Consider the following 14,232-nt stretch of genomic DNA (forward strand, 5'->3'; position numbering starts at 1 on the left):
AACTCCATTATTTACAAGATTTTAATACATCATTACGACCAAGAATGGTCAAAGGATAAATAGAAAGATGTTGCTCAATAAGGTGATTAATAGTATTGTCAAAACCAAGCAATACAGCCTTATTTAGATCTTTTTTAGCTACCGTTCGAAGTTCATCAACACCTGGGAAATCACGATTGGGTTCAATATAATCTGCTAAGAATATAACTTTATCTAATGTAGACATTCCCACCTTACCAGTTGTATGAACACGAATAGCTTCTAAAATTTCTGAATCGGTTATAGAAAACTCAAGTTTAGCTCGAATCATACCTGCTAATCCATGTAAAAGATTACCATTGGCTAATAATTCTTCATCAGCTTTGTAATTATTCTCCTTCACCAAATCTTGCATCTCTTTCAAAGGCATTTCTTTAGCACAATCATGCAGTAATGCCGCTAATCGTGCTTTTTCTACATCAACATTATAAAGTTTAGCCAACTGAGTTGCAGATTCAACAACACCCAGGGTATGCTTAAAACGTTTTTTTCCCATCCATTGACTTACCCTTTGTTGTATTTCATCAAACGATAACATCATTTATTCCTTCCCATATATATGGTTTTCTTCTATATAATCCACTACACATTTAGGCAACATATAACGAACTGTCTTTCCAGACCGTAAGCGCTCTCGTAAATACGTAGCAGACAATTTCATTTCAGGCACTTCCATAACATGTATTTTTTCCCGTGCTTTAGCTCCTAATTCATCCAAAGTAGAATCAATAGCACTCGATCCATCTGGTCTAGTAGCTCCAATAAAATGAACCTCATCTATCAGTTCATCTATAAATTTCCAAGTCGGTAATGCACGAATAGTATCAGTCCCTGCAATAAAGTAAAATTCAACAGTAGGACCATATAGTTTTTTAAAATATTGAATCGTATCAACGGTATACGAAGGGCCCTCTCGACGCATCTCTACATCAGAAATTTCAAAATTGGGATTATCCAAAACTGCGGCCGCTGTCATAGCATAGCGATGATGACTATCAATCACATCATGTTGCTTATGTGGTGGAATACGAGCAGGTACAAAGATAACCTTTTCTAAATTAAAGCTCTCACAAGCCACTTCTGCAATCATGAGATGACCTAAATGAATGGGATTAAATGTTCCACCAATTATACCTATGCGACGTTTATCTACCATAATACGGTCACTCCCTTAATGACAATGACACAAATAATGATGAATAAGAGCAATGCCTTTCCATAGGATATCCATTCATATCGGCCCTTAGGTGTTTGAAGATATCTGAAGTATGCCCTTATAAAATAATATAGTTTCTTCACGTCCGTACTTGGCCTTCCCCAAATACAAAATATTTATAAGATGTTAAAGCTTGTAAACCCATAGGACCTCGAGCATGAAGCTTTTGTGTACTAATACCGATTTCAGCACCAAAACCAAATTCAAAGCCATCTGTAAAGCGGGTAGATGCATTATGATACACCGTAGAACAATCTACTAAATTCATAAATATCTTGGCTCGCATAGGCTCATCTGTGATAATAGCCTCAGAGTGATGTGTAGTATACCGATTCACATGTTCAATAGCTTCTTCAAGATTTTCAACGATACGCACATTTAAGTCCATATCATTGTATTCTGTGTTGAAAGAATCCTCTTCTAGAGGAATTGTGTTTTCCATATATTGAGCTACAGCTTCATCTCCGTGAATGCGAACACCGTATTCTTGTAGTGCTGTATCAAGACGTGGTAAAAAATCAGAAGCCACAGCATGATGAACTAGTAAGGTTTCCATAGAGTTACATACAGATGGACGTTGAACTTTAGCATTGACTGCAATTTCTAAAGCCATCTCTAAATCAGCAAATTCATCAACAAAGGTATGACATACACCGCTGCCAGTTTCAATAACAGGAATGCTACTATCTTCTACAACACGACGAATAAGTCCAGCACCCCCACGTGGAATGATTACATCAATATATTCCCGTTGTTGTAAAAGTACTCCAACCAGATCTCGATCAAGCACCTCAACGAGTTGAATAGAGTCACCATTAATACCTAACGACTCTAAGGTATCCCGCATGATAGACACGATGATTTGATTCGTGTGAAATGCCTCCTTACCACCTCGTAAAATTGTAGCATTTGCTGTCTTTAAACAAAGAACACCTGCATCTATGGTTACATTTGGACGGGCTTCAAAGATGATACCAATAACACCAAAAGGTACTGATCGCTTTTCAATAATCAAACCATTAGGCCGAGTGATTGTTTCTATAATGGAACCTACAGGACTTTCAAGAGCAGCCACTTGACGCACCCCTTCTGCCATTTGAGCAATGCGACTAGGTGTCAAAGTCAATCGATCTATCATAGTTCGAGGTAAATTATAATCAACAGATTTTTCTAGGTCTAACTCATTAGCCGCCATAATTTCATCTGTTTGTGCTTCTACAGCATCAGCAATTGCTAACAATGCAGAATCTAAAGTTTCTTGGTCGAGTTGGGCTAATTCAAAAGATGCCGTTTTAGCTCTCTGGCCCATATCTTTACAAATTTTTTCATACTGGTTCATAGGATTTCCTCAGTGTAATAAAACTAGATTATTACGATGTACAGCCTCATCATAGGTCGTATTAATACCCAGAATCTCGGCTATATCATTTGTATTGTGACCTTTAATCGCCTTCATATCATCAATACTATAATTAATAAGTCCACGACCAATTTCCTTATGATCATGATAAATGGAAATTGTATCACCAGGTCCAAAAGTCCCCTCTACTTCAATAATACCAGCGGGCAGAATGCTAGCACCCTTATCTAAAACAGCCCGAGCACACCCGTCATCAATCGTAATGGATCCTTTTAATCGTTTACCAAAAGCCAACCAATGATGTTTACCAGATAAACTTGCATCATGGGCTTCAAAGAGTGTCCCAATTTGTTCACCCTTACATACACGACGAACAGAATCCTCTACTTCACCTGAGGTGATAACCATTGGTACACCAGAATTTGTTGCCATATGAGCAGCTTTAATTTTTGTATACATACCCCCCGTTCCCATATTAGAACCAGCACCACCTGCAATAGCATAGGTTTCATCGTTAATTTCAGAAACAGTTTCTATCAAAGTAGCATCTGGATTGGTGGCTGGGTTAGCTGTATATAAGCCTTCAATATCTGACAAAATGATAAGTAAATCTGCATCTACAATACCTGCAACAGTAGCAGATAATGTATCGTTATCACCGATTTTAAATTCTTCGATAGCAACCACGTCATTTTCATTAATAATAGGAATAACGTTAAGTTGCAATAAAGTATGTAATGTATTACGCAAGTTAAGATAACTATGTCGTCCAGTACTATCCTCTTTCGTTAAAAGAATTTGCCCTACGGTGCGACCATATTCTCGGAACATGCGCTCGTACATATGAATGAGAATACCTTGACCTACTGCAGCAGCTGCTTGTTTTAATACGAGATCTCTAGGCTTTTCTTTAAAGCCTAAAGGGGCAAGACCTGCACCAGTAGCACCAGAGGAAACAAGAATAATCTCTTTACCTTGGTTAGCCAAATCTGATAATTGGCGCACTAATCTTTCAATACGCTCCAAATTTAAATGTCCGTTAGTGTAACAAAGCGTACTGCTACCAACTTTGACTACAATTCGTTTTGCATTAACGATAGCGCTGCGCATAGACTAACCTCCTAAGGTTGAAATTCTTAACTACGATGTATACAAATTTTTATGATTTACTAGATTATAAAATTATTTTGGCAAAATGATTTTAGGTTCTTTTTTAGCTTTATATAAAACACCATTAAAGCCAATCACTTGAACTAATTCAGCGCCAAGCATATCTGCTAAGTCTTGAAAAATTGTCTTATCTTCAGGACTATTATTATGTAATTTAACCTTAATAAGTTCACGTGCTGTAATCGCTGCACGAGCACTATCTATAACACTATCCTCTAAACCATTTTTACCAATTTGGACAACTGGTGGTATTGTAGCCGCCAATGAACGTAAATACCGTTTTTGTTTTCCTGTCATTATTACTCCTACTCTTGGAAAGTAAAGCGCTGATCGCCGATTACAACTTCATCACCGTCTTTACAGCCTTTTTCCTTCAATTTTGCATCAAGCTCCATAAAGCGCCAAATGCGTTGGAATCTACGAAGAGATTGATCATCGTCAAGATTTGTCATAGCTACTAATCGTTCAATACGTTTACCAGTAATGTAGAAAGCAGCATCATCACCGCGAGTAATGACAAATTCTACATCTTGTTTTGCTTCGTATACAACTGTATCATCATTTGCTTCAGGCTCTGGTTCGTAGTTTTCTACATAGTAATAAGCTCGTTCCATAAGCTCTGACAAACCTTCACCACTTAAGGCGTTAATGAGAAATACCTCATAGCCTTTGTCTTCAAAATATTTTTTTGTTTCGGTAATCGTCGTGTCATCAAAGACCATATCGATCTTATTGAGAGCTACAATTTGTTTCTTATTAGCCAATTTTTCAGAGTATTTACGTAACTCTTCATTAATCGCATCAAAGTCGACCTTAGGGTCTCGGCCTTCCATACCAGATACATCTAAAACATGAATTAAAATATTTGTACGTTCAACATGACGTAGAAAATTGTGACCTAAACCTACACCTTCACTAGCCCCTTCAATAAGGCCTGGAATATCGGCCAAAACAAAGCTACGATCTCCAGAAATTGTAACTACCCCGAGTACTGGTGTTAGTGTAGTAAAGTGATATGCTGCCACCTCTGATTGAGCTTTAGATACTTTTCGCAAAATACTAGATTTACCAACAGATGGATAACCTAATAAACCTACATCAGCTAATACTTTAAGCTCTAATTGTAACCAGAATTCTTCACCAGGTTCACCCTTTTCTGCAAAGGTTGGTGCACGGTTAGCACTAGTTTGGAATCGAGCATTGCCACGTCCGCCACGACCACCTTTGGCAATAACAAAGGTATCGCCATCGTTGACAAGGTCGCAAAAGATTTTTCCTGTTTCCTCATCTTTAATTACTGTCCCCAATGGAACTGGAATGATAAGAGGATTGGAACCTCGACCGTGCTTATTAGAGCTTTCACCATTACCGCCAGCTGGTGCCTTAAACTGACGTTTATATCTAAAATCTACAAGCGTATTAATATTCTTGTCAGCTTTAAAAACAACATCCGCACCTTTACCACCATCACCACCACTAGGGCCGCCATTTGGCACGTATTTCTCTCGACGAAAACTGGACATACCATCCCCACCGTCACCAGCTTTAACAAAGACGCGCGCTCTATCTATAAACATAATTTAACTCCTATGCATTATTGCTGTAATAGCTCTAATGCTTTTTTAATTTGAATATCATCTAATGTACTAGATGGATGTACACCTTTTGGTAAATCGATTTCTACATCAGGTTTAATACCTGTTCCATCAATAACACGATCACTTGGTGTGTGGTACTTAGCAATAGTTACTTTAATTCCTTCATCATCTAAACTAGGGAAAATAGTCTGAACGGTACCTTTACCATATGTATTAGTACCTACGATAGTGCCTAATTTACGATCTTGAACAGCGCCTGCTATGATTTCAGATGCACTAGCAGAGCCCTTATTAACTAAAACAACCAATGGCATAGCTACATCAGGTCCATCTGACTTATATGTATCCTTTTTACCTGATCGATTTTGTACTGTTACGAGTGTACCTAGAGGCATAATATAGTTAGATATCTTTTCAGTAGTAGATAATAAACCGCCTGGATTATCTCGTAAGTCCAAGACAAGGGCCTTCATACCTTGAGATTGAAGCTCTTTATATTGAGTGGCAAAATCTTCTGCGGTATTTTCTGCAAACTGACTAATACGAATATACCCAACTGTGCTAGTTAGCATTTTACTTTTAACAGTAGGCAAAACAATGGATTCACGAGTGATATCAAAATGCAACTTTTCACCATTACGCTCAATATCAAGAGCTACAGTAGTACCTGCTTCGCCACGAATACGAGAAGATGCTTCCTCTACCGGAATTTCAGTAGTGGCTTGTCCATCGATAGCAATAATGTGGTCTCCAGGTTTAATTCCAGCTTTGAAAGCTGGTTGGTCTTCCATAACGCTAACAGCATATAGACCTTTATCATCAGTACCAAGGACCATACCGACACCAGCATATGTTGCAGATGTTTGCATTTTCATGGACTTATATTCTTCTGCATTTAAATAAACACTATGCGGTTCTCCCAAAGAGTCAATTAACCCCTTTAGCATACCATCATAAAGGGTACTTTTAGCCATAGGTGTCATAAAAACTTGACTCGCAGTATAATAGGCTATAAATAATCTTGGCAGACCCCAGAATGAACCAGAAAGGTACCAAAATGTAAGCCACATAATAACGATGCCAGAGCCTATATATTTCAATAGACTCCATAACACCGTACGTGTATCAAATTTCATATTATAAATATCCCATAGGATCCACAGGATCCCCACTTATACGAACTTCAAAATGTACATGTGGCCCTGTACTATTGCCTGTGCTACCAGCATAGGCAATAACTTGACCCTTACCCACATCTTGCCCTTCAGAGACAGCAAGTTCAGAATTATGTCCATAAAGAGTAGACATGCCATTACCATGATCGATAACTACGGCATAACCATAGCCACCCATCCAACCCGACCAAGCAACAGTACCACCATCTGCAGCATGAACAGGTGTACCTTCATCAACACCAATATCAATGCCAGAATGATAAATTGTAGTGCCCCAAATCGGATGTGTACGATAGCCATATGGAGAGGTAATTTCACCACTTACAGGCCACCCAAGTTGACCAGACCCTTGTACCCAAGAGTAAGTTGGTGAAGATTGTTGAGCCGCTGCCGCTGCACGAGCAGCGGCACGCTCTGCTTGACGTGCTTTCAATAACGCTGTAATCTGTGCAGAAGATGCATTTAATTCTTCTACTGCTTGCATTGCTGTAGCACGATCATTTTGAGCCTTTTGAAGAACTACCTCACGTTCTTTCTTCTTTTGCTCTATTTCAGCTCGTTTTGCCGCAGCTGCTTTTTCAATCTCAACTAGTTTTGCACGAGACTGTTCTAGTGCTTGCTTTCGAGCCGCTATTTCAGCGCGCTCTTTTTTGATTTCCTCAATTAATTTAATATCAGAATCAATAATTCGTTTTAAAATTTCTAAACGATTAGCAAAGTCTGTAAAATCTTTAGATCCAATAACTACATCTAAGTAACTTAAACGACCGTTAATATAAATATCACGTACACGCTTATAAAATACGGCTTCTCGCCCTTCTAGTCGCTTTTGTGCTTCAGCAAGTAATTTTTCATTCACTGTAATATCATTTTCAACAGATATACGTTGTTGTTGAATAGAATCCAATTGTTGCTGAGCCTGACGTAATTGTTCTTCGATTTGACGTAACTGTTCGGATACACTTACTATTACAGTTTCAGCATCTGCCTTTTTAGCATTTTGTTGATTAACTTGTTGTTGAATTGAATCAAGTTGATTTGTTAAATCTTCGTCCTCTGCAACGATGTATAATGGTGTTCCCAATACCACTATACCAGTCAAAATTGCCACTACGAAGCGAGATTTAAATATACTATTATTCATAAACATTACACCTTCATGTATTGTTTCAAAGAAATAGTACTACCAATAGCACCTACTACTATGCCGCCACCTAAGATATAAAGGGCTACATCATAGAAGAATGGGAACATTGGTACTAAAGGGAAGAATGCTAATGATTCAGAAACTTCCAATGTGATGAAGTGATAAAATTCACCAACGCAAAGAACGGCAATGATAGCACCAATTAAGCCTAACAACATGCCTTCAATCAAAAATGGCCAACGAATAAATCCATTAGTAGCACCTACATATTTCATGATTGCAATTTCTTTACGACGTGCGAATACAGTCAACCGAATTGTATTTGAAATGATGAATAGTGTTGCAGCTGCTAGGAAAGCAATCAATACAATCCCACCAATACGAATTACTTGCGTAATGCGGAAAAGCTCTTCTACAATATCTTGACCATAATGTGTACTTTCTACGCCTTGGAATGTCGTAGCTAATTTTGCAGTTGCTTTTACATCGCTAGGATTATCAAAGGTTAACACATACGAGTTAGGCAACGGATTTACATCACCTAAAGCATTCACCAATTGTTGCTGATCACCAAGGCGTTCTTTGAACTCCTTCATAGCTTGCTCTTTATTAACAAATTCTAAATGCTTTAAGTTAGGTATAGCCTTAATTTGCTTTCCTACTGCCATAATTTGATCAGTTGTTAAACCATCCTTTAAGTAAATACTTAACTGTACTTGATTTTCTAGACTGGATGCCATGTTATTCAAATTAATGACACCACAAAGGAATACACCGAGCATAAATAAGGATAAAGCCACTGTAGAAATGGACGCTAATGTCATAAGTCCATTACGTTTCATAGACTTCAGTGCTTCTTTAAAATAGTATTTTATCGTTCTAGGCTTCATTAATTTCTGCACCTCTCATATTATCACTTTGAACACGGCCGTCTTTTAAACGAATAACGCGTTTATTCAAGTATGAAACAAGATCCATATTATGGGTAACCATAATAACGGTAGTGCCGAAATTGTTAATATGCTTAAACAATTCAACAATATCCTTACTAGTATCAGGATCAAGGTTACCAGTAGGTTCATCAGCAATTAATACTGTTGGGCGATTAACAATTGCACGCGCAATAGCAACACGTTGTTGTTCCCCGCCAGAAAGATCCTCTGGTAAGTCATTAGCCTTCTCAGATAAACCAACAAGGTCTAATACATGACTCACCTTTTCTTTAATGATTTTTGGTTTTTCTTCAATAACTTCAAGAGCAAAAGCAATATTCTCTGCTACCGTTTTATTAGGCAATAATCGGAAGTCTTGGAATACAACGCCAAGCTTTCTCCGCAATTTAGGAATTTTACTGCGCTTCATACGCGTAACATCAAAGTCATCAACAATGACAGTACCAGCATCTGGCACTACCTCATGCGTTAATAACTTAAATAATGTTGATTTCCCTGCACCACTGTGACCACAAACGAGAACAAATTCACCATCGTTAATGGTTAAACACACATCGTCTAATGCAACAGAACCATTATCATAGACTTTACTAACATTCTTAAATTCAATCATGGGATCCCCTTTGATTATTTACGAGCGATTACACGTTTTACGGCTTCTACAATATCATTGGCAGTTAAGCCATACTTTGCCATTAGTTCTTTTGGTGTTCCACTCTCCCCAAATGTATCTTGGACACCAACGAATTCCATAGGTACAGGCTTATTAGATACTACTACTTCAGATACAGCAGAACCAAGGCCACCAATAATATTATGTTCTTCAGCTGTAACGATAGCACCAGTTTCTGCAGCGGCTTTTATAATTGCTTCAGCATCAATAGGTTTAATAGATGCCATATTAATAACACGTGCAGATATATTAGATTCAGATAAAGTTTTAGATGCCTCTACAGCAGGTCCAACTAATGCACCACAAGCAATAATTGTAGCATCAGAACCATCTACCAAAATAGTAGATTTACCTGGCACAAATGAGTAGCCTTCTGTTGTTACATCATCTACACCAGCACGCCCCAAACGAACGTATACTGGGCCGTTATAAGATGCAGCCCATTCGATAACAGCCTCTGTTTCACGCTCATCAGCAGGTACCACTACAGTCATATTTGGCAATGTACGCATACAGGAAATATCTTCTAAACTTTGGTGCGTTGCACCATCCTCACCAACAGTAATGCCCGCATGTGTAGCACATACTTTCACGTTTAATTTAGGATAGCATACAGCATTGCGAATTTGTTCAAATGCACGTCCTGTAGCAAACATGGAGAAAGATGATACAAATGGTATCTTACCTGCCGCTGCAAGTCCAGCACCAACAGAAATCAAGTTTTGCTCTGCAATACCTACGTTAAAGAAACGTTCTGGGCACACAGCTTTAAATGTGTCTGTTTTAGTAGATTTGGATAAATCCGCATCTAGTACGATAATATTAGTATTCTCTTTACCAATGCGAGCTAGCGCATTACCATATGCTTCACGTGTTGCTTTACCCATTATTGCACCCCCATAATTTCATTAACAAAGGCTACACCTTGCTCTTCACTTGGTGCTTTACCATGCCAGCCTGCTTGACCTTCCATCTCTTCAACGCCTTTACCCTTTACAGTATGCATGATAATACATGTTGGGCCTTCTGTGAAAGCTTTCGCAGTTTCAATAGCATTATGAAGCTCATCAAGGTCATGACCATTAACTTCAATAACATTCCAATTGAAAGCTTTGAACTTTTCTGGAATTGGTAATGGAGAAAGAACTTTAGTAATATCACCATCAATTTGAAGACCGTTAAAATCGACAAAAGCTGTCAAATTATTCAGTTTATAAAAGCCAGCAAACATTGCAGCTTCCCACACTTGACCTTCTTCAAGCTCACCATCACCAAGAATAGAGTATACACGGTAATCTGCATTATCAATTTTGCCTGCCAATGCCATACCACAAGCCGCAGAAATGCCTTGTCCTAAAGAACCTGTAGACATATCTACACCTAATGTGTGTTTCATATCAGGATGGCCTTGTAACATATGATTAATTTTACGTAAGTTCAAGAGTTCTTCTTTAGGGAAATAACCTTTTTCAGCCAATGTAGCGTATAGTGCAGGCGCTGCATGACCTTTAGAAAGGACAAAACGATCTCTATTAGGAGCTTTTGGATTTGCTGGATCTACATTCATCTCAACATAGTACAACAAGGCCATCACATCGGCGATGGATAATGAACCACCTGGGTGACCGGATTTCGCTGCCGTTACAGACTGTACAATACCAACGCGAATAGCTTTTGCCTTCTCTTGAACTAATTGTTTAACATCTTGTGTTAATGTAGCCATAGAGACCTCACTTTCTGGATAAAATCCAATATATTAATAATCTTTAAGTAATGAAATAGCAATTTCTGCATTGCGTTGGGAATCTACACGCAATGATTCAATGCGGTCATAAGATGCTTGATACTCCTCACGAGAATTCAACAATTTATGACACCATTGATATAAGGCTTCTTCACGCAAATGAGTCATTGTGCCAATAGGCTCTTGACCAATCATATGTAAAAAGCTTGTAATTTTAGGATCATAGGAAATACCAATAACTGGTTTTCCCATTAAAGAACTAAAAACTAAAGCGTGAAGACGTATACCAATCATGAGGTCCACATTTCCAGATAATGACACTTGTTGCTCTGTAGAGAACGGACCTTCTAGCACAATAGCGCCATTCGGCATATAGCTGGCAATGATCTTAGCCTCTTTTGTATCCTCAGGATGTGACATAGGAATAAAGATAATTTCCACATTATCTTGTTCTTGCAATCTGCTCAATACATTAGCTAAGGATTCTCTATACTCTGTATCCTCTTTCCAACTACGAACCGCCACACCAATTCGTTTACGTTGTTCATCTGCTTCAAATATTTTAGATATATACCCTTTCAGAATATGAGAGCCAATTGAAAGATCTGCTGGTTGCATGGCCAATACCGCATCTGCAGTAACTTCTACATCTTCAATTCCCAAAGAAACTAGTTCATCCTTTGAAATAGAATCTCTAACTGTAATAGTATCTACAAAACGCAATACAAATCCAACGGCACGACGTGTTGATGAACGATTTAAAGGACCAATACCTTGGGAGTATAGCATTACTTTTTTCCCAAGCAACTTTGCTAGTGCCATAATACTTAAGTAATAGTAAGTATTGCGAATACTAGTAGCATCTTGTAATAAACTACCACCACCACTAATAACAAGATCCGAATGAGCAATTGCTTTTAAGATACCCAATGCAGAGAATGTACCTACAGCATTAATATTATGCTTTTTACTAGTCTCTTTAGGATTACCAGAAATTACAGTAATATGTGCATCAGCCTCTTCTTTACGAATAGCATCGATAATAGCACAAAGCATGGCCTCATCACCAGCATTACCAAAGCCATAATAACCAGAGATAACAATATTACTCATGGTCAACCTCCCTAGCTTGGAACCATTGTGTTACGTACATCATAAACCGTACTGCGATGATAAGAAGCACTCCAAAAAGGGCGCCAATTAACAAACCATCATAACCACGCATGATGGACATGAACACTGGCGTTCTAAGATGACAGAAGGTTTCAACCATTGAAGCAATGCCAATAACACCAGCTAGAGTTAATAAGAAATGAATTACTGTAGGCCACTTACGCATGAACGCAAAGGTAGCTAGCATTAAAGCAGGATGACCAATAATGAACTCTTTTTCACGCGGTCTCGCATACATTGCATTTTCAAGAAAACGACGTAGCATAAGTTCAAAGCCTGGTACAGGAACACCTGCAGTGTGTCCACTACGGCCAACAAATACCCATACTGCGCCACCAAGTGCTGCTATTATAAAGAATACATATAATTTAACATCCATAGTTAAGAATTCCACTACAAATGTTTTCGCTTCTTCTTTGGAATTAATCATGCGGCCGTTCCACAATGGGAATCGTTGAAGGTACGCAATAATAACTAAAATAATTGGCAGAACAAAGGTCAACTTAACACCTCTAAAGAGAGCAAACTCCATAAAGAATTTCGTATTGCCCAATAAAGATGCGATATACATACCGCCAATAGCAGCAAATAATGCAGCAATTACAAGGTATAATAAGGCAAGAATAGTAGACTTAATGGTACCTAATGGACGTGCACCATCATAACGGCGCCACTCTTCCATCAAGCGTATCATAGCACCTACAGGAGCCATAATAGCACTAGATAGAGCCCATATTTGAGTAATTAAGGTACCACTTGTAAGAATAAATACAACAATGGATGCCAAAGAAATGCCAAAAAAGGCCACAAGTTGCGTATGCTTAGACATTGGTAACATCATTTGTAGAACATATACAAAAAGTGCGATAGCCCCGATCATTGTAATAACTACTAATAATGGATTTGGTGTATAAGCAGGATAAATATCCGCTGGACCAAATTCATAACCTTTTACAGCCAATTTCTCTGTAGCTATATTAATATAGTTGATTGTAGTCTGTAAAACAGTTTCATTATTTATACCTGTTTCATACATCGGAAACAAGTTAAAACGAATATTTCGTTCTATATCACTAATGTAAAAGCGTTGTGCCGCTTCTTCAGGGGTAATTTTCTTTAACTCCTCTTTAGCGATAGTATACACACGACCTACACTATAATTATTTTTGGCCGCCATTTCCAAGAAACCTTGTTGTGGCTCATACTGCAACTGATTTACAGCTTCGATACCAACTAGTGGAATATGGTTTTTATTTAGTAATGCTAATGTTTCATCCGTTAAATTAGGTGCACCTAGAGCTTCTTTACCAGCAAAAATCATCCCTGTTACATGAGGAATGCCTTCAAGTCGTTTAAATACATATTGAATATCTTCAGATGTTACGTTTCTATAGTTTGTTGGACGAACGATAACATTGAAACCACGATCTGCAACCTCTTGTGCTTGCAACTTTGAAATACCAAGATTCATCTTTGCATAGCTATCTGCTGTTGCACCATACAATTCAAGAACAGGACCAATACTTGTATTAAGCTCTTTCACCTTGTCCTTGCCAATACGGTGGTATAAATCCTCTCGAATTTCTTTATAATAACCTTCTTTACCTGAAATTAATGCCACATAAGTCGCCCCAGGTTTAATCGCAGCGCCATTAACACGAACAGAGTCCATCTCTTCAGAGCTTAATACTTTAACTTGGCCCGCATCTTTTGCTTTTTCTAACGTGCGATCATAAATAGCAAAAGCAGTCACACCAGCATTACGTAATGCATCAAAAGCTTCTTGTTGACTACGCTTTTCAAAGGCGCTGGCTCGTAAAACTGCATCATAGTCTACAATATTTTCAATATGATTTTGAGATTTCTCAATCTGATGGCGTTCAAATACTAAGTATAAGGAAGATAAAAGACCTATAATAATACAAAGTATAAGAATCCATGAGTACTTACTTTTTTGTGTGTTCCGATGATTCACGACAAATCC

Annotated in this window: 14 protein-coding genes; all 14 read right to left on the reverse strand. The window is 38.1% G+C overall.

What is annotated here, in order from left to right; translation table 11 throughout:
* Positions 1–7: 7 nt before the first annotated feature.
* The gene (yqeK, locus tag FNLLGLLA_RS05600; protein ID WP_123138064.1) at positions 8–577 is read right to left on the reverse strand and encodes a bis(5'-nucleosyl)-tetraphosphatase (symmetrical) YqeK; all 570 of its coding nucleotides are present in this window, start codon (positions 575–577) and stop codon (positions 8–10) included.
* A gap of 3 nt (positions 578–580) precedes the next feature.
* Positions 581–1,195, reverse strand: coding sequence for a nicotinate-nucleotide adenylyltransferase (gene nadD / locus FNLLGLLA_RS05605; protein ID WP_118091460.1), 615 nt, complete (start codon positions 1,193–1,195; stop codon positions 581–583).
* Positions 1,196–1,334: 139 nt separating this feature from the next.
* Positions 1,335–2,594 (reverse strand): glutamate-5-semialdehyde dehydrogenase, encoded by a 1,260-nt coding sequence (locus tag FNLLGLLA_RS05610; RefSeq protein ID WP_123137977.1) that lies wholly within the window; start codon positions 2,592–2,594, stop codon positions 1,335–1,337.
* 9 nt (positions 2,595–2,603) lie between these two features.
* Entirely contained in the window at positions 2,604–3,725 is a 1,122-nt protein-coding gene (gene proB / locus FNLLGLLA_RS05615; protein ID WP_004693178.1) for a glutamate 5-kinase, read from the reverse strand.
* Positions 3,726–3,797: 72 nt separating this feature from the next.
* Positions 3,798–4,082 carry a ribosome assembly RNA-binding protein YhbY gene (gene yhbY / locus FNLLGLLA_RS05620; RefSeq protein WP_004693176.1) on the reverse strand — a complete coding sequence of 95 codons (285 nt, stop codon included), beginning with the start codon at positions 4,080–4,082 and terminating at the stop codon, positions 3,798–3,800.
* Between the two features lie 8 nt (positions 4,083–4,090).
* Positions 4,091–5,362: a GTPase ObgE gene (gene obgE, locus FNLLGLLA_RS05625; RefSeq protein ID WP_156697511.1), complete on the reverse strand. Its 1,272-nt coding sequence runs from the start codon at positions 5,360–5,362 to the stop codon at positions 4,091–4,093.
* A gap of 17 nt (positions 5,363–5,379) precedes the next feature.
* Complete coding sequence (locus FNLLGLLA_RS05630) at positions 5,380–6,519, reverse strand: S41 family peptidase (protein WP_156697510.1); 1,140 nt, start codon at positions 6,517–6,519, stop codon at positions 5,380–5,382.
* 1 nt (position 6,520) lies between these two features.
* Positions 6,521–7,702, reverse strand: coding sequence for a murein hydrolase activator EnvC family protein (locus FNLLGLLA_RS05635; RefSeq protein ID WP_156697509.1), 1,182 nt, complete (start codon positions 7,700–7,702; stop codon positions 6,521–6,523).
* Positions 7,703–7,707: 5 nt separating this feature from the next.
* Complete coding sequence (gene ftsX / locus FNLLGLLA_RS05640; RefSeq protein WP_012864279.1) at positions 7,708–8,595, reverse strand: permease-like cell division protein FtsX; 888 nt, start codon at positions 8,593–8,595, stop codon at positions 7,708–7,710.
* Positions 8,585–9,271 (reverse strand): cell division ATP-binding protein FtsE, encoded by a 687-nt coding sequence (gene ftsE / locus FNLLGLLA_RS05645; RefSeq protein ID WP_004693165.1) that lies wholly within the window; start codon positions 9,269–9,271, stop codon positions 8,585–8,587. The genes ftsX and ftsE overlap by 11 nt, the downstream gene beginning before the upstream one ends.
* Before the next feature lie 14 nt (positions 9,272–9,285).
* The gene (locus FNLLGLLA_RS05650; RefSeq protein ID WP_156697507.1) at positions 9,286–10,218 is read right to left on the reverse strand and encodes a transketolase family protein; all 933 of its coding nucleotides are present in this window, start codon (positions 10,216–10,218) and stop codon (positions 9,286–9,288) included.
* Entirely contained in the window at positions 10,218–11,054 is an 837-nt protein-coding gene (locus FNLLGLLA_RS05655; RefSeq protein WP_174892302.1) for a transketolase, read from the reverse strand. The genes FNLLGLLA_RS05650 and FNLLGLLA_RS05655 overlap by 1 nt, the downstream gene beginning before the upstream one ends.
* A 33-nt stretch (positions 11,055–11,087) precedes the next feature.
* Positions 11,088–12,188 carry a polysaccharide pyruvyl transferase CsaB gene (gene csaB, locus FNLLGLLA_RS05660; protein WP_156697505.1) on the reverse strand — a complete coding sequence of 367 codons (1,101 nt, stop codon included), beginning with the start codon at positions 12,186–12,188 and terminating at the stop codon, positions 11,088–11,090.
* Positions 12,181–14,223 (reverse strand): DUF5693 family protein, encoded by a 2,043-nt coding sequence (locus FNLLGLLA_RS05665; RefSeq protein WP_101928220.1) that lies wholly within the window; start codon positions 14,221–14,223, stop codon positions 12,181–12,183. The genes csaB and FNLLGLLA_RS05665 overlap by 8 nt, the downstream gene beginning before the upstream one ends.
* Positions 14,224–14,232 lie beyond the last annotated feature (9 nt).

Origin of the sequence: Veillonella parvula, assembly GCF_902810435.1 — a bacterium.
Classification (GTDB): domain Bacteria; phylum Bacillota; class Negativicutes; order Veillonellales; family Veillonellaceae; genus Veillonella.